This is a genomic window from Lysobacter arseniciresistens ZS79, assembly GCF_000768335.1.
Taxonomy (GTDB): domain Bacteria; phylum Pseudomonadota; class Gammaproteobacteria; order Xanthomonadales; family Xanthomonadaceae; genus Novilysobacter; species Novilysobacter arseniciresistens.
This window is the reverse complement of sequence record NZ_AVPT01000001.1, coordinates 148,994-175,669: the sequence shown is the minus strand read 5'-3', so window position 1 is coordinate 175,669 and position 26,676 is coordinate 148,994. Positions and strand designations below refer to the sequence as shown.

Annotated in this window: 21 protein-coding genes; 10 read left to right on the top strand and 11 right to left on the bottom strand. The window is 70.0% G+C overall.

What is annotated here, in order from left to right:
• Positions 1 to 30: 30 nt before the first annotated feature.
• The gene (locus tag N799_RS00775; RefSeq protein WP_036206375.1) at positions 31 to 1,923 is read left to right on the top strand and encodes an ATP-binding cassette domain-containing protein; all 1,893 of its coding nucleotides are present in this window, start codon (positions 31 to 33) and stop codon (positions 1,921 to 1,923) included.
• 202 nt (positions 1,924 to 2,125) lie between these two features.
• Positions 2,126 to 2,710: an RNA 2',3'-cyclic phosphodiesterase gene (gene thpR / locus N799_RS00770; protein ID WP_052100862.1), complete on the top strand. Its 585-nt coding sequence runs from the start codon at positions 2,126 to 2,128 to the stop codon at positions 2,708 to 2,710.
• Here the strand turns inward: thpR and N799_RS00765 are convergent.
• From N799_RS00765 to N799_RS00740, 6 genes are all read right to left on the bottom strand, one after another.
• The gene (locus tag N799_RS00765; RefSeq protein WP_052100860.1) at positions 2,671 to 2,985 is read right to left on the bottom strand and encodes a hypothetical protein; all 315 of its coding nucleotides are present in this window, start codon (positions 2,983 to 2,985) and stop codon (positions 2,671 to 2,673) included. The genes thpR and N799_RS00765 overlap by 40 nt on opposite strands.
• A gap of 89 nt (positions 2,986 to 3,074) precedes the next feature.
• A complete protein-coding gene (locus N799_RS00760) occupies positions 3,075 to 3,677 on the bottom strand; it encodes a TetR/AcrR family transcriptional regulator (RefSeq protein WP_036206372.1) in 603 nt (200 codons plus the stop codon).
• Positions 3,674 to 5,089 carry an efflux transporter outer membrane subunit gene (locus N799_RS00755; protein ID WP_036206369.1) on the bottom strand — a complete coding sequence of 472 codons (1,416 nt, stop codon included), beginning with the start codon at positions 5,087 to 5,089 and terminating at the stop codon, positions 3,674 to 3,676. Before N799_RS00755 ends, N799_RS00760 begins: the two co-directional genes overlap by 4 nt.
• The gene (locus N799_RS00750) at positions 5,086 to 8,235 is read right to left on the bottom strand and encodes an efflux RND transporter permease subunit (protein WP_052100859.1); all 3,150 of its coding nucleotides are present in this window, start codon (positions 8,233 to 8,235) and stop codon (positions 5,086 to 5,088) included. The genes N799_RS00755 and N799_RS00750 overlap by 4 nt, the downstream gene beginning before the upstream one ends.
• A gap of 12 nt (positions 8,236 to 8,247) precedes the next feature.
• Complete coding sequence (locus N799_RS00745; protein WP_036206366.1) at positions 8,248 to 9,474, bottom strand: efflux RND transporter periplasmic adaptor subunit; 1,227 nt, start codon at positions 9,472 to 9,474, stop codon at positions 8,248 to 8,250.
• A gap of 153 nt (positions 9,475 to 9,627) precedes the next feature.
• Positions 9,628 to 11,424: a M14 family metallopeptidase gene (locus tag N799_RS00740; RefSeq protein ID WP_036206364.1), complete on the bottom strand. Its 1,797-nt coding sequence runs from the start codon at positions 11,422 to 11,424 to the stop codon at positions 9,628 to 9,630.
• A 138-nt stretch (positions 11,425 to 11,562) separates the two neighbouring features.
• Between N799_RS00740 and N799_RS00735 the strand changes: the two genes are divergently transcribed.
• From N799_RS00735 to N799_RS00705, 7 genes are all read left to right on the top strand, one after another.
• A complete protein-coding gene (locus N799_RS00735; protein WP_036206360.1) occupies positions 11,563 to 13,194 on the top strand; it encodes a POT-type proton-dependent oligopeptide transporter in 1,632 nt (543 codons plus the stop codon).
• Between the two features lie 36 nt (positions 13,195 to 13,230).
• Positions 13,231 to 13,836 (top strand): rhomboid family intramembrane serine protease, encoded by a 606-nt coding sequence (locus N799_RS00730; RefSeq protein ID WP_036206357.1) that lies wholly within the window; start codon positions 13,231 to 13,233, stop codon positions 13,834 to 13,836.
• A 136-nt stretch (positions 13,837 to 13,972) separates the two neighbouring features.
• Positions 13,973 to 14,761, top strand: coding sequence for a histone H1 (locus N799_RS15875; protein WP_160279939.1), 789 nt, complete (start codon positions 13,973 to 13,975; stop codon positions 14,759 to 14,761).
• Positions 14,762 to 14,804: 43 nt separating this feature from the next.
• Entirely contained in the window at positions 14,805 to 15,083 is a 279-nt protein-coding gene (locus tag N799_RS00720) for a GNAT family N-acetyltransferase (protein WP_036206352.1), read from the top strand.
• Positions 15,084 to 15,165: 82 nt separating this feature from the next.
• On the top strand, positions 15,166 to 15,879 hold the full coding sequence (locus tag N799_RS00715) for a pseudouridine synthase (RefSeq protein WP_036206350.1): 714 nt from the start codon (positions 15,166 to 15,168) through the stop codon (positions 15,877 to 15,879).
• Positions 15,880 to 15,948: 69 nt separating this feature from the next.
• Positions 15,949 to 16,869 (top strand): DUF3298 and DUF4163 domain-containing protein, encoded by a 921-nt coding sequence (locus tag N799_RS00710; RefSeq protein ID WP_152597743.1) that lies wholly within the window; start codon positions 15,949 to 15,951, stop codon positions 16,867 to 16,869.
• The gene (locus tag N799_RS00705; protein ID WP_036206347.1) at positions 16,866 to 17,249 is read left to right on the top strand and encodes a sensory rhodopsin transducer; all 384 of its coding nucleotides are present in this window, start codon (positions 16,866 to 16,868) and stop codon (positions 17,247 to 17,249) included. The genes N799_RS00710 and N799_RS00705 overlap by 4 nt, the downstream gene beginning before the upstream one ends.
• A gap of 138 nt (positions 17,250 to 17,387) precedes the next feature.
• On the opposite strand, the gene N799_RS00700 is transcribed toward N799_RS00705, so the two are convergent.
• On the bottom strand, positions 17,388 to 19,625 hold the full coding sequence (locus N799_RS00700; protein WP_036206345.1) for a M3 family metallopeptidase: 2,238 nt from the start codon (positions 19,623 to 19,625) through the stop codon (positions 17,388 to 17,390).
• A gap of 180 nt (positions 19,626 to 19,805) precedes the next feature.
• Here N799_RS00700 and N799_RS00695 point away from each other — a divergent pair, with 180 nt between their 5' ends.
• Positions 19,806 to 20,243 carry a CBS domain-containing protein gene (locus tag N799_RS00695; protein WP_036206342.1) on the top strand — a complete coding sequence of 146 codons (438 nt, stop codon included), beginning with the start codon at positions 19,806 to 19,808 and terminating at the stop codon, positions 20,241 to 20,243.
• 43 nt (positions 20,244 to 20,286) lie between these two features.
• Here the strand turns inward: N799_RS00695 and N799_RS00690 are convergent, their stop codons facing one another.
• The 4 genes from N799_RS00690 to N799_RS00675 all read right to left on the bottom strand — a co-directional run bounded on the left by N799_RS00690 (position 20,287) and on the right by N799_RS00675 (position 26,655).
• Positions 20,287 to 22,632, bottom strand: coding sequence for a Tex family protein (locus N799_RS00690; RefSeq protein WP_036206339.1), 2,346 nt, complete (start codon positions 22,630 to 22,632; stop codon positions 20,287 to 20,289).
• Positions 22,633 to 22,750: 118 nt separating this feature from the next.
• Positions 22,751 to 23,560 carry a ferredoxin--NADP reductase gene (locus N799_RS00685; RefSeq protein WP_036206336.1) on the bottom strand — a complete coding sequence of 270 codons (810 nt, stop codon included), beginning with the start codon at positions 23,558 to 23,560 and terminating at the stop codon, positions 22,751 to 22,753.
• Between the two features lie 46 nt (positions 23,561 to 23,606).
• On the bottom strand, positions 23,607 to 24,866 hold the full coding sequence (locus N799_RS00680; protein WP_052100857.1) for an App1 family protein phosphatidate phosphatase: 1,260 nt from the start codon (positions 24,864 to 24,866) through the stop codon (positions 23,607 to 23,609).
• Position 24,867: 1 nt separating this feature from the next.
• A complete protein-coding gene (locus N799_RS00675; RefSeq protein WP_203224995.1) occupies positions 24,868 to 26,655 on the bottom strand; it encodes an ABC1 kinase family protein in 1,788 nt (595 codons plus the stop codon).
• Positions 26,656 to 26,676: the final 21 nt, after the last annotated feature.

Genomic DNA, 26,676 nt, shown 5'->3' with positions numbered 1-26,676 from the left:
GTGTGCCGGCCGGCCACGTAGAATGGCCGGATGCCCCTGATCACCCTGAACAACGTCGACTACAGCGTCGGCGGCCCGCTGCTGCTCGACAGCGTCGATTTCGCGGTCGAACCCGGTGAGCGCGTTGCGCTGATCGGCCGCAACGGCGCCGGCAAGTCGACCCTGCTGAAGCTGCTGTCCGGCGACATCCACCCCGACGACGGCGAGATCCGGCGCGAGGGCGGGGCGCGCATCGCCCGGCTGGAGCAGGAAGTACCGGCCGGTGCCGACGGAGACGTGTTCGACGTGGTCGCCGACGGCATGGGCGAGCTGGGCAAGTGGCTGGCCGAGTTCCACCACCTCAGCCATGCCGACGAATTCGACGCCGACGCGATGGCCGCGGTGCAGGCGAAGATCGACGCCGCCCAGGGCTGGAGCGCCGACCAGCGCGTGGCCGAGACCCTCGAGAAGCTCGGCCTCGACGGCGATGCGCCGTTCTCCGGCCTGTCCGGCGGCATGAAGCGCCGCGTGCTGCTGGCCCGCGCGCTGGTCTCGGCGCCGGACCTGCTGCTGCTGGACGAGCCGACCAACCACCTCGACATCGAGTCGATCGACTGGCTCGAGGCCTTCCTGAAGTCCTGGCAGGGCGCGCTGATCTTCGTCACCCACGACCGCCGCTTCCTGCGCGCGCTGGCGACGCGGATTGTGGAAATCGACCGCGGCCAGCTGACCAGCTGGCCCGGCGACTGGGCCAACTACGAGCGCCGCCGCGAGGAGCGCCTCAACGCCGAAGCGCAGGAGAACGCGCGCTTCGACAAGCTGCTGGCGCAGGAGGAAGTCTGGATCCGGCAGGGCATCAAGGCCCGTCGCACCCGCGACGAAGGCCGCGTGCGCCGGCTCAAGGCCATGCGCGAGGAGCGTGCACAGCGACGCGAGCGCACCGGCAACGTCCGGATGGAGTTCGCCCAGGCCGAGAATTCGGGCAAGAAGGTGATCGAGGCCAAGCACGTCACCTTCGGCTACGGCGGCCGGCTGCTGCTGGACGACGTGTCGACCACCGTGTTCCGCGGCGATCGCATCGGCCTGATCGGCCCCAACGGCAGCGGTAAGACGACCCTGCTCAAGGCGCTGCTCGGCGAACTCGCGCCGGCCAGCGGCGAGGTCAAGCTCGGCAGCAACCTGCAGGTCGCGTACTTCGACCAGTACCGCGCGACCCTGCGCGAGGACTGGAACGCGATCGAGAACGTCGCCGAGGGCCGCGAGTTCGTCGAGGTCGGCGGCAAGCAGAAGCACGTGATCGGCTACCTGCAGGATTTCCTGTTCACCCCCGAGCGCGCCCGCGCGCCGATCACCCGCCTGTCGGGCGGCGAGCGCAACCGGCTGCTGCTGGCCAAGCTGTTTGCCCAGCCGTCCAACCTGCTGGTGATGGACGAACCGACCAACGACCTCGACGTCGAGACGCTGGAGCTGCTGGAGGAGCTGCTGGGTGACTACCCCGGCACCCTGCTGCTGGTCAGCCACGACCGCGACTTCCTCGACAACGTGGTGACCTCGACCCTGGTGATGGAAGGCGAGGGGCGGGTCGGCGAGTACGTCGGTGGCTACAGCGACTGGCTGCGGCAACGGCCGGCAAGCGATCCGCGCCCGGCGGCGGGCAAGCTCGAACCGGTGGCCGGCGTGGCCGTGCCGGCGCCTGTCCCGGCTGCGGCGCCGCCCAGGACCGCCGCCCGCAAGCTGAGCTACAAGGAGCAGCGCGAGCTGGAGCAGCTGCCGGCGACCATCGAGGCGCTCGAGGCCCGGATCGCGGCGATGACCGCGGAGATGAACGACCCTGTGTTCTACCAGGGCGACAGCGCCCGCATCACCGAGCACAACCGCGTCCTGGCCGAAACGCAGGCCACGCTCGACGCCGCCTACCTGCGCTGGGGCGAGCTGGACGGCTGAGCGGGAGCCACCCGCGTCACCCGGCGGCTGCGTTTGAATGCCATCACCAATCATGATTGTCCGGCGCACTCCCCGGAGGCGAGCATGCGATCTTCCGTATCGCACACGGGTTGTGCCGCAACCGACCGGAGACACGATGTACTGCGACCTCACTCCCGATGACGCGACCAGCGCCGCCTCGCTGCGCCGGGCGCGCTGAGTCGTGCACCAGCCCGGCCTCGGCTTCGGCACACCTTCCGCGGGCATCGAACGGCTGTTCTTCGCCCTGTGGCCGGGTGACGACCTGCGCCGCGACATCGCCGCCGCGGCCGACCGGATCGTCGACGAACACACACCCCGCGGCCGCCGGATCGGCCCGCACCGCTACCACCTGACACTGCAGTTTCTCGGCGACTTCGAGGCCCTGCCACCTTCGCTGGCGGGCGAGGCGTGCGCGGCCGCGGCATCGGTGCGGGCGCCCGCGTTCGACCTCGTGCTGAACCGCGCGGGCAGCTTCCGCAACCGTTCGATCCCGTGGTGGGTCGGCTGCGAACACGTGCCGGCGGGCCTGCAGCAGTTGTGGCGGCAACTCGGCGACGCGCTGGCGCGTGGCGGCGTGCGGGTCCGGTCGAGCAAGGGACTGGTGCCGCACGTGACCATCGTCCGCGACGCCGCGCGGCCGCTGTCGCCCATCGCGGTCACACCGATCCCGTGGCGGGTCGACAGCTTCGTGCTGATCCACAGCGTGGTGGGTGGCGCGCGTAGCCGCTACACGGAGCTGGGTCGCTGGTCGCTGCCCACGTCCTGACCAGCCGGCGGCCGCTGGCGGCGCTCGAAGCCGGGGTGGCGCACGCGAAGGCGGGTCGAATCGTCGACCTTGCCGTCCGGGGCGATCACCGCCCATGTCGCGTCGCCGGCGAAGATCACCGGTACCGGCGGATGCAACGGCGGCTGGCGGACAAAGCGCAACTCCCAGCCGAAATATTCCAGCAGGCGAAGCACCGAGCGCTGCGGCGGATTGAGCCGCTCGCGCATCTGCTCGGCGCTGGAGGGAGGCGTCTTGCGGCGTTCCGGGTGGTGCATGGCGGTCTCCGGCTCCCCCGGATATCCGGCTTAACGCGGAAACCGGGGGGAAACAGGACGCGCCGGCCGGCCCCGTCGCCGCGGTCGGCTCAGGGTTCGATCACCAGCGGCACGATGTAGCGCAGGGCGCTGGCGAGCATCTGCCGGTCCAGCTGCGGCTCGCGGGTCTCGCGCAGCTTCAGGCCCTCGAACAGGCACTGCAGCAGCAGCGCGCGTTCGGGCGCCACGGCGGCGGGCAGGCCGTGGCCGCCGGACGCGGTGCCGCGGGTCAGCCAGTCGACCAGTGCCGCGCGGACGGTGGCGTCGTAGTGGTCCAGCGCCGCGGCCACCTGCGGGTCGCGCGTGGCCTCGGCGGAGATCTCCAGCAGCAGCGCGGCGTTCATGCCGCGCGCGTCGGCGGTGCAGGAGCGACCGTAGTTCTGCACCATCTCCCCGGCCAGGTCGACCCGCCGGTTGAGCCGGATGTCCTCGCGCAGCAACTGCAGCTGCCGGTCGACGATCGCGAGGATGATCGCACTCTTGTTCTCGAAATAGCGGTAGATCAGGCCGGCGCTCATGCCGGCCGTCTCGGCGATGTTGGCGATGCTCGCCCCGTGGAATCCATGCTCGATGAAACACTGCTGGGCCGCGTCGAGGATGCGGCCACGCTGCTTCTCGGCGCGGTCCTGCGTTTTGTCGGTGGGCTCGCTCATGGTCCTTCCGTCCAGCCTCCGCCCAGCGCCTTGTAGAGCGTGACCCGGTTGGCCTGCTCGGCGAGGCGGGTGGCGACCACCGCCTGCTGCGCGGCGTACAGCGTCCGCTGCGCGTCGAGCAGCACAAGGTGGCTGTCGAGGCCGGCGTCGTAGCGCGCCTGCGACAGCTCGTGGGTACGGGTGGCGGCGTCCAGCAGCGCCTCCTGCGCCGTCCGCTGGTCGGCGAGGCTGCGCGACAGCGCCAGCGCGTCGGCGACCTCGCGGAAACCGGCCTGGATGGCCTGCTCGTAGCGGGCCAGCGCGATATCGCGGTCGGCGCTGGCGACGCCCAGTCCGGCGCGCAGGCGGCCACCCTGGAAGATCGGCAGGTTGAGCTTCGGCATGAAGCTCCAGCCGATCGTGCCGCTGTCGAACAGTCCCGACAGCTCGCTGCTGGCGCTGCCGATGCCGGCGGTCAGCGTGATCGACGGGAAGAAGGCCGCGCGCGCCGCGCCGATGTTGGCGTTGGCCGAAAGCAGCAGGTGCTCGGCGGCCAGCACGTCCGGCCGGCGCAGCAGCACCTCCGATGGCAGGCCGGCCGGCAGCGGCGCGAGGCCGCTGACCTGCGGGGTGAAGCGCTCAGGCAGCAGCGCCGGGTCGATCGGCGCACCCGCCAGCAGGGTCAGCGCGTTGATGTCCTGCGCGACCCGGCCCTGGTAGCGCGCGGCGTCGGCACGGGCCGTCTCCAGCCGCGTGCGCAGCTGGCTGAGGTCGAGCCCGGAGATCGCACCCAGCTCGTGCCTCCGGGTGTTGAGGTCGAACGATGCCTGGTGGCTGGCCAGGGTTTCGTTGGCGATCGCCAGCAGCTCGCGGTCGGCGCCGAGCGTCAGCCAGGCGTTGGCGACCTCGGCGATCAGCGCCAGTTGCGCGCTGCGCTGTGCCTCCTCGGTAGCCAGAAACTGCTCGAGCGCGGCCTCGCTGAGGTTGCGCACGCGGCCGAACAGGTCCAGCTCGAAGCCGGCGATGCCGACCTCGGCGCTGTAGCTTTCGGACACGTCGCGGTCGTCGCCGCCGGTGCGGGCCATCTCGACCGTGCCGCCGACCGACGGCAGCCGGTCGGCCCGCTGCACGCGGTACATCGACCGTGCGCGCTCGACGTTGAGCATGGCGACGCGAAGGTCGCGGTTGTTGTCCAGCGCGAGCGCGACCACCTCGTCCAGCCGCGGGTCGGCGAAGAAGTCGCGCCAGCCGATGTCGGCGGTGACGGGGCTCGGCGCCGCGACATCGCCGGTGGCGGCCGAGGCGGTCTCCGCCGGCAGTGGCCACTCGGCCGGAACCGATGGCCGGGCCTCGGGCACCGGTGGCACGAGGGTGGCGCAACCGGCGACGAACAGGCTCGTCGCCAGTGCGAGGGTGGTGGTGCGACGGGTCATTGCGGGGCTCCTGCCGGGTCGTTGCCGGCCGGCGTGGTGGCGGTGCCGCGCTTGCCGGACAGGCGCTGCACCACCACGAAGAACAACGGGATGAAGAACAGGCCCAGCGCGGTGCCGACGATCATGCCGCCGAGCACGCCGGTGCCGATCGCGCGCTGCGCGCCGGAGCCGGCACCACTGGCGAGTGCCAGCGGCAGCACGCCCAGGCCGAACGCCAGCGAGGTCATCAGGATCGGCCGCAGGCGGTCGCGCACGGCGGTCATGGTGGCCTTCATCAGGTCCATGCCGTGCTCGAGGTTCTCCTTGGCGAACTCGACGATCAGGATCGCGTTCTTGCTGGTCAGGCCAACCGTGGTCAGCATCGCCACCTGGAAGTAGATGTCGCGCTCCATGCCGCGCATCGTGTTGGCCAGCACCGCGCCAAGGATGCCCAGCGGAGCGACCAGCAGCACCGCGGTCGGTACCGACCAGCTCTCGTACAGCGCGGCCAGGCACAGGAACACGATCAGCAGCGACAGCGTGTACAGCAGCGGCGTCTGCGAGCCAGCCTCGCGCTCCTGGTACGACGCCGCGGTCCACTCGACCGAGAAGCCCGGCGGCAGTTGCGCGGCCAGCCGCTCGATCTCGTCCATCGCGTCACCCGAGGCCACGCCCGGCGCCGCCTCGCCCTGGATCTCCATCGCCGGGACGCCGTTGTAGCGCTCCAGCCGCGGCGAACCGTAGTCCCAGTGCGAGCTGGCGAACGCCGCGAACGGCACCATCTCGCCCTGCGCGTTCTTGACCGACCACAGGTTGAAGTCCTCCGGGGTCATGCGGAACGGCGCGTCGGCCTGCAGGTAGACCCGCTTGACCCGGCCGCGGTCGACAAAGTCGTCGATGTACTGGCCGCCCCAGGCCGCTGCCAGCGTGCCGTTGACCGCCTCCATCGACAGGCCCAGCGCCGCCGCCTTCTCGGTGTCGACGTCGATGCGGAACTGCGGGGTGTCCTCCTGGCCGTTGGGACGCACGTTGGCAAGCAGTTCGCTCTGCGCGGCCATGCCCAGCAGCTGGTTGCGGGCCGCCAGCAGGGCCTCGTGGCCCTGGCCGCTGTTGTCCTGCAGGTAGAACGCGTAACCGGCGGCGAAGCCCAGCTCCGGCATCGCCGGCGGGGCGAACGCGAAGATCATCGCGTCCTTGACCTGCATGAGCGCGCCCATCGCGCGGCCGGCGACCGCGTCGATCGACATCGCCTCGTCGGTGCGCTCGTCCCAGTCCTTGAGCTTGATGAAGGCCATGCCGGCGTTCTGACCCATGCCGGCGAAGCTGAAGCCCTGCACGCTGAAGACCGACTCGACCACCTCGGCCTCGTTGTCGAGGAAGTGGTCTTCCAATGCATGGATCGACTCCATCGTGCGCTCCTGGGTGGAGCCCACAGGCGCCTGTACCAGCGCCATCAGCACGCCCTGGTCCTCGTTGGGGAGGAACGACGAGGGCAGGCGCACGAACAGCACGCCCATCACCAGGACCATCGCCGCGAAGATCGCCAGGAACCGCCCGGGACGGTCCAGCAGCCCGCGCACGCCGCGCTGGTACTTCTTGCTGCCCTGGTCGAACTTGCGGTTGAACCAGCCGAAGAAACCGCGGGTGCCGTGGTGCTCACCCTTCTTCAGCGGCTTGAGCATGGTCGCGCACAGCGCCGGGGTCAGCACGATGGCGACCAGCACCGACAGCGCCATCGCCGAAACAATCGTCGCCGAGAACTGCCGGTAGATAACGCCTGTCGAGCCGGACATGAAGGCCATCGGCACGAACACCGCCGACAGCACCAGGCCGATGCCGACCAGCGCGCCGGTGATCTGCTTCATCGACTTGCGGGTGGCCTCCAGTGGAGACAGGCCTTCCTCGCTCATGATGCGTTCGACGTTCTCGACCACCACGATCGCGTCGTCGACCAGCAGGCCGATCGCCAGCACCATCGCGAACATCGTCAGCATATTGATCGAGAAGCCCAGCGCCGCCAGCACGCCGAACGTGCCCAGCAGCACCACCGGCACCGCGATCGTCGGGATCAGCGTCGCGCGGAAGTTCTGAAGGAACAGGTACATCACCAGGAACACCAGCACGATCGCTTCGATCAGGGTCTTGATCACGCCCTTGATCGACACCTGCACGAACGGCGTGGTGTCGAACGGCACCACCGCCTTGAGTCCCGGCGGGAAGTACGGTTCGAGTTCGGACAATGCCTGCTTCACGCCGGCCGCCGTCTCCAGCGCGTTGGCGCCGGTGGCCAGCGAGATCGCGATGCCGCTGGCCGGCTTGCCGTTGTAGCGGGTGATGAAGTCGTAGGTCTCCGCGCCCAGTTCGACCCGGGCGATGTCACCCAGCTTCAGCACCGAACCATCGGGATTGGCGCGCACCACGATGTCGCGGAACTGCTCCGCGGTCTGCAGGCGGTCCTGGGCGTTGATGGTCGCGTTGAGCTGCTGGCCATCGATCGCCGGGGTGCCGCCGAGCTGGCCGATCGCGACCTGCGCGTTCTGCGCCTGGATCGCGGCGACCACTTCGGGCACCGCGAGGCGGTAGGTGTCGAGCTTGTTCGGGTCCAGCCAGATCCGCATCGCGTACTTGGCGCCGAACACCTGGATGTTGCCCACGCCCGGCACGCGGCTGAGCGGGTCGACCAGGTTGGCGCCGACGTAGTCGGAGATGTCGACGCGGTCCATGCTGCCGTCCTCGGACACGAAGCCGAGCACCTGCAGGAAGCCGCTGGCCGACTTGCTCACGTTGACGCCCTGGCGCTGCACTTCCTGCGGCAGCAGCGGCATCGCCAGCTGCAGCTTGTTCTGCACCTGCACCTGGGCGATGTCGGGGTCGGTGCCGCTCTCGAACGTCAGGGTGATGGTCGCCATGCCGTTGGAGGAGCTGTTGGACGAGAAGTACAGCAGCCCGTCCAGGCCCTTCATGTTCTGCTCGACGATCTGGGTGACCGAGTTCTCGACCACCTGTGCCGAGGCGCCGGGGTAGGTCGCGCGGATCTCGACCGCCGGCGGGGCCACGCTCGGGTACATCGACACCGGCAGGGTGAAGATCGCCAGCGTGCCGGCGAGCATGATGATGATCGCGATCACCCACGCGAAGATCGGGCGATCGATGAAGAAACGTGCCATGCGTGGTTCCCCTTACTGGCCGGCGCTGTCGTCGGTGGCGCCGGTCGCGGGCGCGGGTCCGGCGGCGGCCCCGGCATCGGCGGGCGCATCGGCCGGCGTTTCGGTCCCCGCCTCGGTGACCTGCACCGGCATGCCCGGCTGGATCTTCTGCAGGCCCTCGACGATCACCCGGTCACCGGCGGCCAGGCCGCTCTCGACCAGCCACTTGTCGCCGACGGTGCGGCTAACCTGGACCGGCCGGACCTCGACCTTGCCCTCGGCGTTGACCACCATCGCGCTGGTGTTGCCCTTGGGGTCGCGGGCGATGCCCTGCTGCGGCACCAGGATCGCGTCCTCGCGGATGCCGGCGCCGATCACCGCGCGCACGTACATGCCGGGCAGCAGGACGTGGTCGGGGTTGTCGACCACCACGCGCAGCGAATAGCTGCCGGTGGACGGGTCGACCGTCACCTCGGAGAACGCCAGCTTGCCCTCGTGGGCGAAGGTGCTGCCGTCGTCGAGCAGGATGGTGACCGGCATTTCCGGCGTGCTTTCCAGCGCGCCGCTGGCGAGGTCGCGGCGCAGCGCCATCAGCTCGCTGGCGGACTGGGTGAGGTCGACGTGGATCGGGTCGAGCTGCTGCACCGTCGCCAGCGGCGTCACCTGGTTGGCGGTGACCAGCGCGCCGCGGGTGACCGACGACTTGCCGATCCGGCCGCTGATCGGCGAGGTGATGCGCGCATAGCCGAGGGTGACGTTGCTGCGCTGCAGGGCGGCGCGGGCGACGCCGACGTCGGCCTCGGCCTGGCGCAGCGCGGCGGTGGCGTTCTCGGCGTCCTGCGCGCTGACCGCGTCGATCTTGGCCAGCTCGGCGGTGCGCCTGGCGGTCAGGCGGGTGGCTTCGAGCGTCGCCTCGGCCCGGGCGAGGGCGGCCTTGGCGCTGGCGGCGTCGGCGCGGTAGGTCGCGTCCTCCAGCTGGTACAGCGGCTGGCCGGCCTTGACCGTGCCGCCCTCGTCGAACAGGCGGCGATCGACGATACCGCTCACCTGCGGCCGCACTTCGGCCACCAGGTACGGCGCGGTGCGCCCCGGCAACTCGCGGGTCAGGGTCACCGGTCGGGCTTCCAGGGTGACGACGGTCACCGCGCCGCCGGGCATCTGCGGGGGCGCGGAGTCGCCACTGCAGGCGGCCAGGGCGACGGACAGGGCCAGGGGCAGGAGCACGGCGCGGCGGGCCAGCCGGTGGGGAGTGTGGGTCATGGGGGAGGGCTCTTCGTAAAGGAAAACGGCAGGCGCCACGCCTGTTTAGGTGGCGAAGAATGAACGATCATTCTTTTTTTGTCAAAGCCGGGGCCGGCGACGGACACGATCGGCAAAGCGGCGGGCGCCCGGACAGGACGCCCGCCCGGACGGTCAGCGCGGCGCGCGGTCGGTGCGCAGCACCGGGTAGAGGTTGTAGCGTTCGTCGTAGGAGGAGTGGCGGCGGTAGAAGAAGTCCAGCCGGTCGCGCGGGCTGGCGGCGAATTCGGCGTCCTCGCGCAGCCGCTTCTCGAACTCCGCCTTCAGCTTCGGGTCGCGCTCCAGCATCTCGCGCGCGACTTCCTCGGCCACGTAGTCCTCCATGTACTCCTTGCGCTCGAAGGCGTTGTTGAACTCGCCCCAGGCCGCCAGCGCATCCGGCGCCCGCGGCTCCAGGATCGCCATCACCAGCCGCGCCTTCGGCTGCGCGATCGGCACGAACAGGGCGCCGGCGGCGACGTCGTGGGTTTCACGCGCCCAGTTGCCCTCCAGCTCCAGCCGCTGGTGGCCTTCAACCGACTGGCTGGCGAACTCGCGCGAGTCGGCGCGGAAAGCCTCGACGCGCGCGTTGGACAGCGCGTTCTCGAGCCGGCGGTATTCGATCGCGTGGCGGTCCAGCCGCTCGGCCACCCAGCTGGCGTGCGCGGCCGGCACCAGGTAGCCGGCGTCGGGCGCCTCGACCACCAGCTCCGGGCGGATGTCGTCGCACAGCGGCACGGTCCAGGTCTCGGGCGTGGTCTCGTCGTAGCGGGTCATGGTCGCGCCGGACACCGACGACGGCGTGCGGGTGTAGGCGTAGCCGAGGAAGTCGATCGTGCGGCACTCGTCGGTGGCCGCGTACGACAGCGCGACGTCGTCGCCACCGAGCTTGCGCGCGCGCGCGTCGGCCGCGTGGGCCAGCGCCAGCCACTGCTTGCCATTCTGCGCGACCTGGCCGAGCACTGCCATGATGGCGTCGTGGGTGGACTTCACCCGGTGCGGATACTCCTTCCACGAGTGCGTCTCCACCAGCATGCCGAGCCTGTTGCGCAGCTGCATGTAGCCGTGCGAGAAGCGCGGCGTGGCGACCCCGTCCTCGAAGCCCGACGCCGGGTTGTCGTGTTGCACGAACGACGGGTAGAACGGCAGCGGCAGCGAACCGTGGCCGGCGAGATAGGCGATGGTGTTGCCGCGCAGGGTCTTGCCGGCCGCACGGAGGGCCTCGTCGCCGCTGTTGACCGGCTCGACCTGGATCGAGATGTCGTGCTGGAACTTGGCCCCGTTGGTCACGTGCAGGTCGACGTACGCCAGCGGGTCCCAGCGGTTGATCAGCGCCAGCATCGCCTGCATTTCCGGCGCGTCGGCCTTCACATAGCCGCGGTTGAGGTTGTAGTTCTGCGCCGTGGTACGCCAGCCCATCTCCTTCGGGCCGCGCTGGTTGGGCCGGTTCCACGCGCCGAAACGTTCGTGGCCGTCGACGTTGAACACCGGCACGAACAGGAACACCTGTTTTGCCAGCACGTCGGTCGGGACGTCGGCCGCCTGGCCTTCCAGCAACTCGCGCAGGGCGAGGAAACCGGCGTCCTTGCCGTCGATTTCGCCGGCGTGGATGCCGCCCTGGATCAGCGTGACCGGCAGGCCCTGCTGCCGCGCGGCCTCCGGGGTGAAGGCGCCGCTGCGGGTGGCGACCAGCAGCTTCATCGGCCGGCCCTCGGGGCTGGTGCCGAACGTCTCGCAGCGCACCGCGTCGGGGTAGCGCGCGGCAAACGCGTCGCACAGCGCGATGACTTCGTCATAGCGTCCGGTCTCCACGAAGCCGCTGCGCTCCGACACCGTGGTCAGCGGCGCGTCCTGCGCGGCGGCGGGAAGGGCGGTGGCGAGCAGGCCGGCGAGCGCGACGGCGAGCGGGGCGGAGCGCAGCAAACGGGTCATCGGGCAGGGTCTCGTTGAAATCCGGCGCCGATGGTAACCGGCCGCCACGCAGGGGCGCCCGGCACCGGCGCGCGGGCGGGTGGTTCGGGTAGGCTTGACCCCTTCGCCAGCTTGCCTGGCCCCAGGGTTCCACCGCAGATGACGACAGCCGCAACGGCCCCGGCCGCAGCAGGCAGGATGCCCCGCCAGATCCCCTACATCATCGGCAACGAGGCGTGCGAGCGCTTCAGCTTCTACGGGATGCGCAACATCCTGGTGCCGTTCCTTATCAGCTCGGTGCTGTTGCAGTACATCCCGGCGGGCGTGGACCGGGAATCGGCGGCGAAGGACGTGTTCCACACCTTCGTCATCGGCGTGTACTTCTTCCCGCTGCTGGGCGGTTGGTTGTCGGACCGGTTCTTCGGCAAGTACAACACCGTCCTGTGGTTCTCGCTGATCTACTGCGCCGGCCACGCCTGCCTGGCGCTGTTCGAGGACAGTCGCGCGGGGTTCTTCACCGGCCTGTTCCTGATCGCGTTCGGTTCCGGCGGCATCAAGCCACTGGTGGTGTCGTTCTGCGGCGACCAGTTCGACCAGAGCAACAAGGACAAGGCGAAGATCGTCTTCGACGCGTTCTACTGGATCATCAACTTCGGCTCGTTCTTTGCCTCGCTGTTCGCACCGCTGCTGCTGCGCCACTACGGGCCTTCGGTGGCGTTCGGCGTGCCGGGCGTGCTGATGTTCATCGCCACGTTCGTGTTCTGGCTGGGGCGCAGGCAGTACGTCAACGTGCCGCCGTCGGGTGCGGACCCGGATTCGTTCCTCGCGGTGTCGCGCACGGCGCTGCTGGCGCGTGCGCCGGGGCAGGGACGGCCCGGCCTCGTGATCGCGGTGCTGGGCGTCGCCATCGCGGTCGGCCTGCTGGTGCTGTGGGCGCTGTCGCTGCGCGGCATGGCGCCGGGCTGGTGGCCGGACGACTTCGGCTTCGTCATCAGCGCGTGCCTGGCGCTGGGCGTGCTGATCGCGTTCGGCGGCATCGGCACCTCGATGCAGCTCGAACGCGCGCGTGGGCGCCACCCGGATGCCGCGGTCGACAGCGTGCGTGGCGTGCTGCGGGTGCTGATCGTGTTCGCGCTGGTCACTCCGTTCTGGTCGCTGTTCGACCAGAAGGCCTCGACCTGGATCATCCAGGGCCGCGAGATGGTGGTGCCGCACGACAGCTGGTGGTGGCCGAGCTGGCTGGTGATGGAGCCGGCGCAGATGCAGGCGCTCAACCCGCTGCTGGTGATGCTGCTGATCCCGTTCAACAACATCGTGCTGTACCCGGCGCTGCGGCGCATGGGTTTCCAGGTCACCGCATTGCGGCGGATGGGCTGGGGCATCGCGTTCTCGGGCGTGGCGTGGGTCGCGGCCGGCGTGATCCAGCTGTGGATCGACGGCGGCGACGACGTATCGCTGGCCTGGCAGACGCTGCCGTACACGTTGCTGACGTTCGGCGAGGTGCTGGTGTCGGCGACCGCGCTCGAGTTCGCCTACAGCCAAGCCACGCAGTCGATGAAGGGCGTGATCATGGCGTTCTGGTACCTCACCAGCACCTTCGGCAGCCTGTGGGTGCTGATCACCAATGCCGCCGTGCGCAACGACGCGGTGACCGCCAGCATCGCCGGCACCGGCTACAGCGAGAACGCATTCCTGATGTTCTTCTTCGCCGCGTTCGCGTTCGTGGCGGCGCTGGCCTTTGCGCTGTACGCGCGGCGCTACCCGATGCAGGACAACTACCGGGTTGCCTGACCGCGTCCCGACACCCGACCCGAACCGGAACCCCCAATGCTGACCCTGATAATCATCGGCGTGACCGTGCTGGTCACCTGGCTCGCCTTCAACAACCCGCGGCTGCTGGACCGCCTGATCCTGTGGCCGCCGGCGATCGACCGGCAAAAGCAGTACGACCGCCTGCTGACCCACGGCTTCATCCACGCCGACTGGCCGCACCTGCTGTTCAACATGATCACGCTGTTCTTCTTCGGCCGCTTCGCCGAGCAGGTGGTGTCGTCGCTGATCGGGCCGGTCGGGTTCGTGCTGTTCTACCTGTCGGCGATCGTCATCGCGATCCTGCCGACCTACCTGCGCCACAGGCACGACAGTCGCTACCGGAGCCTCGGCGCGTCGGGCGCGGTGTCGGCGGTGCTGTTCGCCTTCATCCTGGTGCAGCCGTGGTCGCTGATCTTCGTGTTCTTCCTGCCGGTGCCGGCGATCCTCTACGGCGTGTTCTACGTCGGTTACTCCTTCTGGATGGACCGGCAGGGCGGTGGCAACACCAACCACAACGCGCACCTGTCGGGCGCGATCTACGGCGTGCTTTTCATGCTGCTGATGGAGCCGCGGATCGGAAGCGTGTTCCTGCAGCGCTTGTTAAACCCGTCGTTCGGCTGATTCCCGACGGAGGGCGGCCGCGTCGCGCCCTCACCCCGATTGCATGCGGGGCGTGATAGTCAGGCTGGGCCCGCCCGCGTGGCGGGCGCGACACCGCCGCGGTGCCGCACCAGCCGACCGATCCGATGGAGGATGCATGGCCACGACCCGAGCCCGCAAGACCGCCGCGAAGAAGAGTACGAAGAAGGCCGCCACGAAGGCGGCGAAGAAGTCTGCCAGCGGCAAGGCGGCAAAGAAGGCCGCAGGGGCCGCCACGACGAAGAAGGCCACAACGAAGAAGACGGTGAAAAAGACCGCGCCCAAGAAGCCGGTTGCGAAGAAGACGGCATCGAAAAAGGCGGTCGTCAAGAAGGCGGCATCGAAGAAGACCATGAGCCGGAAGACCGCGACGAAGGCCGTAAAGAAGCCGACCGCGAAGAAGGTCACCAGGAAGAGCGTGGCAAAGGTCGCAAAGAAGGCCGCGACGAAGAAGGCCCCGGCGAAGAAGGTCGCAGCGAAGAAGAACGCCACAACAAGGACCAAGGCCGGTAACTCCGCCTCCGGCACGACCGCCCGCCGGAAGCCCGCGACGCGGAAGACAGCCACCGCCGCGACCGCCAAAACCCCCTCGCGCAAGAGCCCGCCCCGCAAGTCGACGGCTGCCAGCAGCGGCCGCGGCGCCAGTCGCCGCGGTGCCATCACCCCCGCGCAGGCACTCGCCAACACCCGCGAACTGCTGGAGGCCAAGCAACAGCAGGCCCGCGAGGGACAGCCCTGGCAGCAACTGGCCGACCACCCCGGCGGGCACGCGCACGAGGGGTTCCAGTCCGACTCCGCCGCCCAGCGCGCCGGCGAGCTCCACGCCGCCGAGGCGCGCCTGCAGGGCATCCAGGGCAGCATCAGCACGCATGACCGCCACAACCAGGGCAAGCGCGACAGCCGTTGAGCCGCATCCGCCCCCACCTTCACCATCCATCGATGGAACCGACATGTCCGACTTCGAAGTGCAGCACCAACCCGACCGTTCCCGCTTCGTCACCGTGCTCGAGGGCGTGGAGGCGGTGCTCGACTACCGGATGGAGGGCGAATGCATGGTGATCGAGCACACCATCGTCCCCGAGGCGGTCGGCGGGCGCGGGATCGCGGGGACACTGACCCGGGTGGCGTTCGATCACGCCAGGGCGCAGGGCTGGCACGTGCGGCCGGCGTGCTCGTACGCGGCCGGCTGGGTAGACCGCCACCCCGAGTACGGCGACCTGCTCGGCTGAGCGCAACGCAACGGCCCCCGCCGGACTCGCCAACCGGCGGGCCTTGTGCCAGCCTGTGCGCCCCCCGCGACCCCCGTCCCGCATGCGCCTCAACAAACACATCAGCGAAACCGGCTACTGCTCCCGGCGCGAGGCCGACCGCCTGATCGCCGAGGGACGGGTGACCATCAACGGCCTCCGCGGCCGGGTCGGTTCCGAGGTGGGCGAGGGCGACGAGGTCCGCATCGACGGCCAGCCGCTGCGCGTGCGCACGGCCGCCAAGGGCCAGAAGCAGCACGTCTACATCGTGCTGAACAAGCCGGTCGGGGTGGTCTGCACGACCGAGTCCGGGGTCAAGGACAACATCGTCGACTTCGTCGGGCACGAGCGGCGGATCTTCCCGATCGGCCGGCTCGACAAGGACTCCGAGGGCCTGATCCTGCTGACCAGCAACGGCGACATCGTCAACGAGATCCTGCGCGCCGAGAACAAGCTGGAGAAGGAGTACCTCGTCGCGGTCAACAACGAGGTCACGCCCGATTTCCTGCGCGCGATGGCGAAGGGCGTGCCGGTGCACGGCCAGATGACCCTGCCGTGCAGGACCGGCAAGCTGGGCCGCTTCGGCTTCCGGATCGTGCTGGTGCAGGGGCTCAACCGGCAGATCCGGCTGATGGCCGCGCACTTCCGTTACCGGGTCAAGCAGCTGGTGCGGGTGCGGATCGGCAACGTCAAGCTGGGCCGGCTGAAGATCGGCCAGTGGCGCAACCTGACCGACGCCGAGCTGCGCGGGCTGCTGCCGCAACGCACCGACTGGTAGCCCGCGCGCCTGCATCCGGGCATCACGCCGGCGGCGATATGGTCGCGCCCAATGAGCAGGGGCGGACCGATGAAACATTTGAACTTGAAGGGCGCGGGCCTCGCGCTGGTGCTGTCGGCGCTGGTCGCCTGCGACCGGTCTCCGGGCACCGATGGCGCGACTGACGGCGTGGCCGGCACCGCGGCGCCCGCACCGGCGGGGCCGCCGCCGGGCGACGTGCCGGCCCCGGTCACGCCGGTCGAACTGGAAGACGTCTCCGTCACGACCGCCGACTACATCATCGGCATCACCTACCCGCAGTCGGCCGACCAGTACCCGGCGCTCGCCGCGGACCTGAAGGCCTACGCCGATGCCGCCCGCGCCGAGCTGATGCAGGCGGTCGAGGCGCGCAGCCAGCGCGAGCCGGCGGGCGAGGGCAGCGAGGGTTCCACCCTGTACGACCTGTCTCTGAGCTTCACCGAGCTGGCCGACGGCCCGAACGTGGTTGCCTACGCGGCCGACGGCAGCATGTATACCGGCGGCGCTCACGGCATGCCGCTGATGGAGCGGTTCGTGTGGTTGCCTGGCACGCAGGAGCGCCTGACCGCCGACACGCTGGTGGCTGGCGAGGCGGGCTGGGCGAACATCGCCGCATACGCCCGCGAGCAGTTGCATACCGAGCTGTCCCAACGCGCCGATGCCGGCGGGCTGGACCCGGCCCAGCGCAGCGAACTGGTCCGCACCACCGGTCGCATGATCGACGCCGGCACCGAGCCGAAGCCCTCGAACTTCGCCGATTTCGAACCGGTGGTGGACGACGCCGGCCGCATCACCGCGCTGCGCTTTGTGTTCGCGCCGTACCAGGTCGGCCCGTACTCGGACGGCATGCACGCGGTCGAAATACCAGCTGCGGTGCTGCGGCCGCACGTGGCGCCGGCGTACCGCGAGCTGTTCAGCACCGCGCCGGCCCCGTCGAGCGTCGCCGGCGCCCCCACGGACAGCACGCAATGAGCAGCCACACCGCCATCGGCCGCACCCGCTGGGCGATCGCCGAGGGTTACATCCCGGGCTGGAGCAACGGCCCCGAGCCACAGATGGCCAGCCACGAGACCTGCTGCATCCTCAACGCCGGCGGCCAGCCCGCACAGGTGAGCATCACCGTCTACTTCGAGGACCGCGGGCCGGCCGGGCCGTACACGCTGACGATCGAACCGCGCCGCACGCGCCACCTGCGGTTCAACGAACTGGCCGACCCCGAGCCGATCCCGGCCGACGTGCCCTACGCGAGCGTGATCGAGTCCGACGTGCCGATCGTGGTCCAGCACACCCGGCTCGACTCCCGCCAGGCCGAGAACGCGCTGATGACGACGATCGCCTTCGCGGCCGATTGACCGGCCCGGCCATGGGCGGGCTGTGGCGCAACGGTTCGGGCCGCCCGTCCGCAGCGAAGCACGGGGCTGCTGGTTGACGCGCTAGTAAAAAACCGCCCGGATCACTCCGGGCGGTTCGGGTACTGCGTGGCCGGTCGATCAGTTCGACGGCTTGGTCGCGTCCGGCTTGGTGGCCTTCGGCGCATCCGGCACCGCGGCGTCGTCGGCCACCGGGGCGTTCAGGCCGCGGCGCACCAGCAGCGGCTCGATGCGCGGCTCGTGGCCGGTGAAGTCGCGGAACAGCTGCAACGCATCCTTGCTGCCGCCCTGCGACAGCAGCGCGCTGCGGAAGTGGTCGCCGTTCTCGCGGGTCAGGCCGCCGTTGTCCTTGATCCACTGGACGGTGTTGGCGTCCAGCACCTCGGACCAGATGTAGGCGTAGTAGCCGGCCGCGTAGCCACCCATGATGTGGCTGAAGTACGGGGTCTTGTAGCGCGGCGGCACCGGCGCGAAGTCGGTGCCGTTGGCGGCCAGCGCCCTGGCCTCGAAGTCCATCACGCCCGCGGCCTCCGGCACGTCCTCCAGCGCCAGCTGGTGCCAGCTCTGGTCCAGCATCGCCGCGCCGAGGTACTCGGTGGTGGCGAAGCCCTGGTTGAACTGGGCGCTGGCCAGCACCTTGTCCAGCAGTTCCTGCGGCATCGGCTCGCCGGTCTCGTGGTGCTTGGCGTAGTTGGCCAGCACGCTCGGCCAGTCGGCCCACATTTCGTTGACCTGAGACGGGAACTCGACGAAGTCACGCGGCACGGCGGTGCCCGAGAAGTACGGGTACTTCACGTCCGAGAACAGGCCGTGCAGCGCGTGGCCGAACTCGTGGAACATCGTGGTGACTTCGTCCCAGGTCAGCAGGGTCGGCTTGCCGTCGGCCGGCTTGGGGATGTTCTGGTGGTTGGCCACCACCGGCAGGTTGCCGGTCAGCTCCGACTGGTCGACGTAGGAGTTCATCCACGCGCCGCCGCGCTTGGACGCGCGCTGGTAAGGGTCGAAGATGAAGATCGCCTGCTGGCTGCCGTCCTTGTCAAACACGTCGTAGACGGTGACGTCCTCGTGGTAGACCGGCAGGTCGGTGCGCTGCTTGAAGCTCAGGCCGTAGAGCTGGTTGGCGGCGTAGAACACGCCGTTTTCCAGCACGTTCTTCATTTCGAAGTACGGCTTGAGCTGGTTCTCGTCGAAGTTGTACTCGGCCTGGCGGACCTTCTCGGCGTAGTAGGCCCAGTCCCACGGCTCCAGCTTGAAGCTCGGCTCGCCCTTGGCGGCCTGCTCCTTGTCGATCATCGCCTGCAGCTTGGCGGCCTCGGCCTTCGCGTTGGCGACCGCGGCCGGCGCCAGCTGGTTGAGCATGGCGTTGACGGCTTCCGGCGTCTGCGCGGTCTCGTCGGCCAGCACGTAGGCGGCGTAGGTCGGGTAGCCGAGCATCTTCGCCTTCTCGATGCGCAGCTTGACCACGTCGGACACGATGCCGGTGTTGTCCCACTTGTTGGCGCGGCTGCCACGGGCGACCGAGGCCTTGTGGATGCGCTCGCGCAGGGCGCGGTCTTCCAGGTAGGTGTTCGGCGGCTGGCCGGTGGTGTTCTGCAGGGCGATCACGTACTCGCCGTCCAGGCCGCGCTCCTTGGCGGCCTCGGCGGCGGCGGTGATGGCCTGCTCGGACAGCCCCGCCAGCTCCTCGACGGTGTCGACCACGACGGCCGAGTCGTTCACCTCGGCCAGCACGTTCTGGCTGAAGGTGGTGCCGAGCTTGGCCAGCTCGCCGTTGATCTCCTTCAGGCGGGCCTTGTCGGCGTCGGACAGCTTGGCGCCGGCGCGGACGAAATCGGTGTGGTAGCGCTCGACCAGGCGCACGCCCTGGGCGTCGAGGCCCAGCTCGTTGCGGCGCTCGTACAGCGACTCGATGCGCTCGAACAGCTCGGGGTTCAGCGAGATCGCGTCGCGGTGGGCCGACAGCTTGGGCGCGTACTCGGCCTGCAGCGCCTTGCGCGCGTCGTTGGTATCGGCGCCGACCAGGCTGAAGAACACCGACGCGGTGCGCGACAGGATGTCGCCGGACTTCTCCAGCGCGATGATGGTGTTCTCGAACGTCGCCGGCTCGCTGTTGTTGGCGATCGCCTCGACTTCCTTCAGGTGCTCGGCCATGCCGCGATCGAAGGCCGGGCCGAAGTGGCTGTCCTTGATCTGGTCGAACCGCGGGTAGTGCAGCGGCAGTTGGCTTTCGGTGAAAAACGGATTGCTGGAGTCGGCGGTCACGGCGGTATCGGCCTGCGGATTGGCGTCGGACTGGGCGCACGCGGCGAGACTGGTGGTCAGCGCGACGGCGAGCGCCAGGGCGAGGGGATGCTTCATCGGACGGGAACCTGCTCGAAAGGAACCCGAAGCCTACCGCAACGGCATTTGCGTCCACCATGACCAAAGGCACGGGTAACGCGGTGCAAACGTCGAACCGGCAGGTTGGGACAGATGGTTCACGTCTCCGCAACTGCCGCGGCGGCAGGGTGGGGGCTCCCCCGACCCCATGGAGTTTCCATGAACACGAACCTTGACCGCGTGATGACCGCCAACCCGGCCTGCTGCACCGGCGACACCCCCCTGCGCGACGTCGCGCGGATGATGGTGGAGAACGACTGCGGCGAGATCCCGGTAGTGGACAGCCGCGATTCTGGCCGCCCGGTCGGCGTGGTGACCGACCGCGACATCGCCGTGCGGATGGTCGCCGAAGGCCGCGACACCGCCAGCGCCTGCGCGTCCGACTGCATGAGCTCGCCGGTCACCACCGTCCAGAACACCGCTTCGCTGGCCGACTGCGCGCAGGCGATGGAGCAGAACCAGATCCGCCGGGTGGTGGTGGTGGACGACCGCGGCGCGGTGTGCGGGATCGTCTCGCAGGCCGATATCGCCCTGGCCGGCCACGACCGCACCACCGGTGAGGTGGTGCAGCAGGTATCGCGGCCGACGGCGCACTGACGTACGAGCCGTCGCGCGCCACCGTCCTGTCATGGCCTGTGGCTCAGCCGCCGCTTTTCGCCTTGGCGAAGGCGGCGGCGAGCGCATTGTTGGCGGGCGGGGCGCTGTTGGCGCGCGGGCCGCCGCCTTGCGGCCGCGGGTTTCCGCGCGGGTTCCCCCGGCCGCCGTCGCGGTCACGCTCGCCGCGCGGTGCCGGCGCGGTGTCGTCGAGGCGGCACGTCAGCGCGATGCGCTTGCGCGGGATGTCCACCTCCAACACCTTCACCTTGACCACGTCGCCGGCCTTGACCACCTCGCGCGGGTCCTTGACGTAGCGGTCGGCCAGCGCGGAGATGTGGACCAGCCCGTCCTGGTGCACGCCGATGTCGACGAACGCGCCGAACGCGGCGACGTTGCTGACCACGCCCTCCAGGACCATCCCGACTTTCAGGTCCTTGATCTCCTCGACCCCGTCGGCGAAGCGCGCGGCCTTGAACTCCGGGCGCGGGTCGCGGCCGGGCTTCTCCAGCTCCTTCAGGATGTCGCGGATGGTCGGCACGCCGAACCGGTCGTCGGTGTACTGCTCCGGCCGGACGCCGCGCAGGAAGCCGGCGTCGCCGATCAGCTGCTTCACCTCGCGGCCGCAGTCGCGCACGATGCGTTCGACCACCGGGTAGGCCTCCGGGTGTACCGAGGAGGCGTCCAGCGGCTGGTCGCCGTCGGCGATGCGCAGGAAGCCCGCGCACTGCTCGAAGGTCTTGTCGCCCAGCCGCGGCACCTTCAACAGCTCCTTGCGGCTCTTGAACGCGCCGTTGGCATCGCGGTAGACGACGATGTTCTCGGCCACCGTCGAGGACAGGCCGGACACGCGCGAGAGCAGGGCGGCCGAGGCGGTATTGACGTGCACGCCGACCGCGTTGACGCAGTCCTCCACTTTCGCGTCGAGCGCGCGCGCCAGCCGGAAGCCGTCGACATCGTGCTGGTACTGGCCGACACCAATGGCCTTCGGCTCGATCTTGACCAGCTCGGCCAACGGGTCCTGCAGGCGGCGGGCGATCGACACCGCGCCGCGCAGCGAGACATCCAGCTCGGGAAATTCCTTCGCCGCCAACTCCGACGCCGAGTACACCGAGGCACCGGCCTCGCTGACGACGATCTTTTGCAGCTTCAGCTCCGGCACGAGCTTGACCAGGTCGCCGGCGAGCTTGTCGGTCTCGCGGCTGGCGGTGCCGTTGCCGATCGCGACCAGTTCGACCGAATGCTTGCGGCACAGCGCCGCCAGCGTGTGCAGCGAGGCATCCCACTGGTTGCGCGGCTGGTGCGGGTAGATGGTGTCGGTGTCGACCAGCTTGCCGGTGCGGTCGACCACGGCGACCTTGACGCCGGTGCGCAGGCCGGGGTCGAGCCCGAGCACTGCGCGTGGGCCGGCGGGCGCGGCCAGCAGCAGGTCCTTGAGGTTGTCGCCGAACACCGCGATCGCCTCGGCTTCGGCCTTCTCCCGGGCCTGGCCGAACAGGTCGAGCATCAGGTGCAGGTGCAGCTTGGCCTTCCACGCTAGCCGGCAGCCGTCCATCAGCCACTTGTCGGCCGGGCGCGCGGCGTCGCGGATGCCGGCGTGGTGGGCGACCCGGCCGGTGGCCTGCAGGTGGCCGGCGTCGGCGTCGGCGCCGGGCTCCAGGTCGAGGAACAGGATCTCCTCGCGACGGGCGCGGAACAGCGCCAGCAGGCGATGCGAGGGGATCTTCGCCAGCGACTCGGCGTGGTCGAAGTAGTCGCGGTACTTGGCGCCCTCGGCCTCCTTGCCCTCGGCGGCGCGCGCGCGGATCACGCCCACGTCGTTGAGCCAGCTGCGCAGCTCGCCGACCAGCGCGGCGTCCTCGCCCCAGCGCTCCATCAGGATCGCGCGGGCGCCGTCGAGCGCGGCCTTGGTGTCGGCCACGCCCTTGTCGGCGTCGACGAAACCGGCGGCGAGTTCCTCCGGCGCCAGCGACGGGTCGCCCAGCAGGCCGTCGGCCAGCGGCTCCAGCCCGGCCTCGCGGGCGATCTGCGCCTTGGTCCGGCGCTTGGGCTTGTACGGCAGGTACAGGTCTTCCAGCCGCGATTTGGTGTCGGCGGCGGCGATGTCGGCGCGCAGCTCGTCGGTCAGCTTGCCCTGCTCGTCGATACTGGCCAGCACCGCGGCGCGGCGGTCCTCCAGCTCGCGCAGGTAGCCCAGGCGCACTTCGAGGTTGCGCAGCTGGGTGTCGTCCAGGCCGCCGGTGACTTCCTTGCGGTAGCGGGCGATGAACGGCACCGTCGCGCCCTCGTCGAGCAGCGCGATCGCGGCCTGCGCCTGCTCGGGGCGGGCGTCGATTTCGCCGGCGATGGTGCGGGCGATCTGGGCGGCGAGCTGGGGAGAGATATCGGACATTGCGGGTTCGGCCTGCCTTTTGCGGTATCGAGTCCGCCGGCGCGTGCGGCACCGGCGGGGCGGCCGATTGTGGCGGCAGGCAACGGGAGCGGGAACCCGTTGACAACCGCGGCAACGTCTACTTCTCGACGAACGCCCGCTCGAACACGTACTGCCCCGGCGTGCCGATGCGCGGCGCGGCGGTGAAGCCGCGGCCGTCGAGCAGGGCGCGGAAGTCGGCCAGCATCTGCGGGCTGCCGCAGATCATCGCGCGGTCGTGCTCCGGGTCCAGCGGCTCGATGCCGAGGTGCTGCATCATCTGCCCGGTCGCCATCATGTCGGTCATGCGGCCACGGTGGTCGCGGCCCCCGTAGGTGAAATCCTCGCGGGTGACGGCCGGGAAGTACCGCAGCTTGTCGCCGATCAGTTCGCCGAGGAACTCGTGGTGCGGCAGCTCCTTCTCGATGTAGTCGCGGTAGGCCAGGTCCGCGGCGCGGCGCACGCCGTGGCACAGGATCACCCGCTCGAAGCGCTCGTAGGTTTCCGGGTCCTTGATCACCGACAGCCACGGCGCGAAGCCGGTGCCGGTACCCAGCAGGTACAGGTTGCGGCCGGGGTGCAGGTCATGGATCAGCAGGGTGCCGGTGGGCTTGCGGCCCAGCAGGACGGTGTCGCCGGCCTTGATGTGCTGCAGCCGCGAGGTCAGCGGACCGTCCGGCACCTTGATGCTGAAGAACTCCAGCTGCTCCTCCCAGTTGGCGCTGGCGATCGAGTAGGCGCGCAGCAACGGCTTGCTGCTGCCGTCGGGCTGCGCGACCGGCAGGCCGATCATCACGAACTGGCCGTTGTCGAACCGGAAGCCGGAGTCGCGGGTGGTGGTGAAGCTGAAGTAGTCGTCGGTCCAGTGGCGGACGTCGAGCACGGTTTCGGTGCCGAAGGCGGATGACATTGCGGAAGCGGGGCCGGACGTGGGAGCCCGCCATTTTAGCCGAGCGTCACCCCGGGGGCTTTGCGCCACCGGTGGCGGCGTCGACCGCATCCTCCAGCTGCCCCTTGACCTGCTCTTTCGCCTCGTCCGCCGCGGCCTCGCCGAGGGTCGGCCGGGCGTGGTCGCGGCGCACCTCGGCGGTGATCCCGGGGATCCGCGCTGGGTCGATCAGGCCCAGCCCGGCGGCATGCTCGGCGATCGCGAGGCTGTCGCGGCTGCGCAGCATCGGGACCGACGTGCCGGCGACTTTCTCGATGAAGCCGTCGACCTTCAGGTCCAGTGGTGAGTCGGCGCCGGGGTCGACGTCGCGGATGTAGATGGCGGCGATGCGCTCGCCGAACTCGCGGGCGGCCTCGGCGTAGAGCTCGGCGTCGGCCTGGCCGGAGTCGCCCAGCAGCACCCAGCGCAGGGCGGGGAAGCGCTGGATCAACGTGCGTGCGCGTTCCAGCTTGTGGCCGTGGCCCTCGGTCTTGATGAACTTGCCGGTGTCGGTGCCGAGGTCGCGCAGGAAGATCGGCCCGCACGGGATCGCGTTGAGGTCCATGAAATCCTCCAGCAGGTCGTAGAGGTTCCACGGCGAGGAGGACACGTAGAAGACCGGGTGGCGGCCGCTGCGGTCGGCGCCTTCCTGCAGTGCCTGGTACAACCGGGCGACGCCGGCCAGCGGCTTGCGGGTGCGCGCGTTGTGCAGGAAGGTCAGTTGTGCCGCGGTCTTCCAGTCGGTGATCGAACTTTGCAGCACGGTGTCGTCGATGTCGGAGATGATCCCGAAACCGGCGTCGGCGCGGACCTGCAGCACCGGCTGCGGCGTGGCCAGGGTGCCGTCGTCGAGGGTGACGATGGCGTTCTCCCACAGCGCGTCGGTGGGCGCCGCGGCGGCTCCGTCGAGCGGGATGGCGGCGGTGTAGTAGCCCTCGTGGTCGCTGATCGCGTCGACCCGGGCGCCGCGGAACCGCGCCTCCAGCTTGATGCCCGGCACCTCGTCGCTCTCGAAGCGGCGGTAGGTGTCGAGCAGGTTGTCCCACCAGCTGGCGTCGTCCTCCGGGCCGCCCTGCGGCTTCTCCGCCAGCACCCGGCCGAACAGCTCGGCGCCGCGCTCGTCCGCATAGCCGCGGTAGGCGGCGAGGTGGCGGGGCTGGTTGCGGCCCAGGCGGGTGTCGAGCCGGCGCCAGGCGGCGTCGAGGTGGTCGTCGGCGTCGATCACTAGGTGCTCGAGCCGGTCGCGGACGGAGGCGGGCCAGGTGGTGGGGGCGGATGCGCGGTGCATGTCAGCGTGGCGCCCGTTCTTCGCGCGGCTTGGCCCGGCGGTCGCTGTACAGCGCGCTCCAGACGATCGCGATGCCCAGCGCCGCGCCGATCAGGAACAGCACCAGCGCGATCGCCGGGTAGCCCAGCAACTGCGGCCCGGCGTCGACCCGCATCATCAGCGCCGAGGCGAGGACCAGCGCGGCGGTGACCACGCCGGCGGCTACGCGGTTGGCGATCTTCTGCAGCGCCTCCAGCAACTGCGAATCCTCCAGCCCCGCCACGCGGATCTGCAGGCGGTTGTCGGCCAGCAGCGACAGCGTGTCCGACAGCTTGCGCGGGGCGTCGCGCAGCAGGCCGTGCAGATCGAGCAGGTCGCCGGCCAGGTGCGCGGGCGACAGCGACTTGCGCAGCCGCTCGCGCATCACGTGGTCGAGGTGCTGCTCGACGATCCGCTTGACGTCCAGCTCCGGGTCCAGCGCGTGGCAGACCGATTCCAGGCTCAGCAGGGTCTTGCCCAGCAGGCTCAGCTCGGGCGGCGTGCGCAGGCCGCAGGCGGTGGCGATCCGGGTCAGGTCCAGCACCAGCCGGCCCTCCGACAGCGAGCTGACGTGACCGCCACCGCCGGACTGGTGCGCGGCGTAGCGCGACACCAGCTGGCCGACCTCGCGCAGGTAGCGCTCCTCGTCGAAGTCCTCCAGCCGCGTGCCCATCGCAATCGCCTCGCCGGCAACCTCCTCGCCGCGGCCGTCGACCGCGGCGAACAGTAGCTTCAGCAGGTGGTCGCGCTGGCGCGGCGGCACGTGGGCGACCATGCCGAGGTCGAAGATCGCCAGCCGGCCGTCGGGCGTCACCAGCAGGTTGCCAGGGTGCGGGTCGGCGTGGATCTCGCCGTGCACAAAGGTCTGGTCGAGGTAGCCGCGCATCAGCGCTTCGGCGAGTTCGTCCAGCGGCTCCTCGGCCCGCCGCATGCCGCTGATGTCGGTGACCTTGGTGCCGGTCACCAGGTCCATCGTCAGCACCCGCGTGCGGGTCAGGTCCCACACCGGCGCCGGCACGGTCAGCTCGGGGTAGGAGCGGAAGTGGCGGGCGAAGCGGTCGAGGTTCTCGGCCTCCGTGCGGTAGTCGAGCTCGGCCAGCAGGGTCTTGCGGAACTCGTGCACCCAGTCGCCGAAGCGCATGCGCCGGCCGATGCGGGTGGAGTGGTCGATGCGGCCGGCGATCGACGCCAGCGCATCGAGGTCGGCGCGGATCTGCTCGACCGCGTGCGGGCGCTGCACCTTCACCGCCACCGCGCGGCCGTCGCGCAGCGTCGCCCGGTGCACCTGCGCCAGCGAGGCGCAGCCCAGCGGGGTCTCGTCGAAGGTCTGGAAGGCCGTGGTCAGCTTCACGCCGAGCGCGTCCTCCACCGCCTGCCGGATCACCGCGAACTCCACCGGCGATACGTTGTCCTGCATCCGCTCCAACGCGGCCATGTACTCCGGCGGGACCATGTCGGGCCGGGTCGACAGCGCCTGGCCGATCTTGACGAAGGTCGGGCCGAGCGCCTCCAGGTCGCTGACGAACTGCTCCGGCCGGCCTTCGGTCTGCGGCGGGATGTCGTGGCCGGCGGTGGCGGCGTCGAGGTCGAGGCCGCTGAAGACGCCGGCGTTGCGGTACTTCAGCAGGAACCTGAGGATCTTCGCGGTGCGCGCGAGGCCGCTCTCGGCGACGTAGCCGTCGGGCGCGCGGGTGGCGTCTTCGCGAGCCACGGCGAGGCCGGTGTCGGCGGTCGGCATGGCCGCGGCTGCATCGGTGTCGCGCTGGTTCATCTCGGTCTCCACGGGGTCGAC

Bases quoted from the DNA above. Each gene is read 5' to 3' on its own strand.
- N799_RS00775 (WP_036206375.1), top strand. From the start codon at position 31: ATGCCCCTGATCACCCTGAACAACGTCGACTACAGCGTCGGCGGCCCG.
- N799_RS00765 (WP_052100860.1), bottom strand. From the start codon at position 2,985: ATGCACCACCCGGAACGCCGCAAGACGCCTCCCTCCAGCGCCGAGCAG.
- N799_RS00760 (WP_036206372.1), bottom strand. From the start codon at position 3,677: ATGAGCGAGCCCACCGACAAAACGCAGGACCGCGCCGAGAAGCAGCGT.
- N799_RS00755 (WP_036206369.1), bottom strand. From the start codon at position 5,089: ATGACCCGTCGCACCACCACCCTCGCACTGGCGACGAGCCTGTTCGTC.
- N799_RS00750 (WP_052100859.1), bottom strand. From the start codon at position 8,235: ATGGCACGTTTCTTCATCGATCGCCCGATCTTCGCGTGGGTGATCGCG.
- N799_RS00745 (WP_036206366.1), bottom strand. From the start codon at position 9,474: ATGACCCACACTCCCCACCGGCTGGCCCGCCGCGCCGTGCTCCTGCCC.
- N799_RS00740 (WP_036206364.1), bottom strand. From the start codon at position 11,424: ATGACCCGTTTGCTGCGCTCCGCCCCGCTCGCCGTCGCGCTCGCCGGC.
- N799_RS00735 (WP_036206360.1), top strand. From the start codon at position 11,563: ATGACGACAGCCGCAACGGCCCCGGCCGCAGCAGGCAGGATGCCCCGC.
- N799_RS00730 (WP_036206357.1), top strand. From the start codon at position 13,231: ATGCTGACCCTGATAATCATCGGCGTGACCGTGCTGGTCACCTGGCTC.
- N799_RS15875 (WP_160279939.1), top strand. From the start codon at position 13,973: ATGGCCACGACCCGAGCCCGCAAGACCGCCGCGAAGAAGAGTACGAAG.
- N799_RS00720 (WP_036206352.1), top strand. From the start codon at position 14,805: ATGTCCGACTTCGAAGTGCAGCACCAACCCGACCGTTCCCGCTTCGTC.
- N799_RS00715 (WP_036206350.1), top strand. From the start codon at position 15,166: ATGCGCCTCAACAAACACATCAGCGAAACCGGCTACTGCTCCCGGCGC.
- N799_RS00710 (WP_152597743.1), top strand. From the start codon at position 15,949: ATGAAACATTTGAACTTGAAGGGCGCGGGCCTCGCGCTGGTGCTGTCG.
- N799_RS00705 (WP_036206347.1), top strand. From the start codon at position 16,866: ATGAGCAGCCACACCGCCATCGGCCGCACCCGCTGGGCGATCGCCGAG.
- N799_RS00700 (WP_036206345.1), bottom strand. From the start codon at position 19,625: ATGAAGCATCCCCTCGCCCTGGCGCTCGCCGTCGCGCTGACCACCAGT.
- N799_RS00695 (WP_036206342.1), top strand. From the start codon at position 19,806: ATGAACACGAACCTTGACCGCGTGATGACCGCCAACCCGGCCTGCTGC.
- N799_RS00690 (WP_036206339.1), bottom strand. From the start codon at position 22,632: ATGTCCGATATCTCTCCCCAGCTCGCCGCCCAGATCGCCCGCACCATC.
- N799_RS00685 (WP_036206336.1), bottom strand. From the start codon at position 23,560: ATGTCATCCGCCTTCGGCACCGAAACCGTGCTCGACGTCCGCCACTGG.
- N799_RS00680 (WP_052100857.1), bottom strand. From the start codon at position 24,866: ATGCACCGCGCATCCGCCCCCACCACCTGGCCCGCCTCCGTCCGCGAC.
- N799_RS00675 (WP_203224995.1), bottom strand. From the start codon at position 26,655: ATGAACCAGCGCGACACCGATGCAGCCGCGGCCATGCCGACCGCCGAC.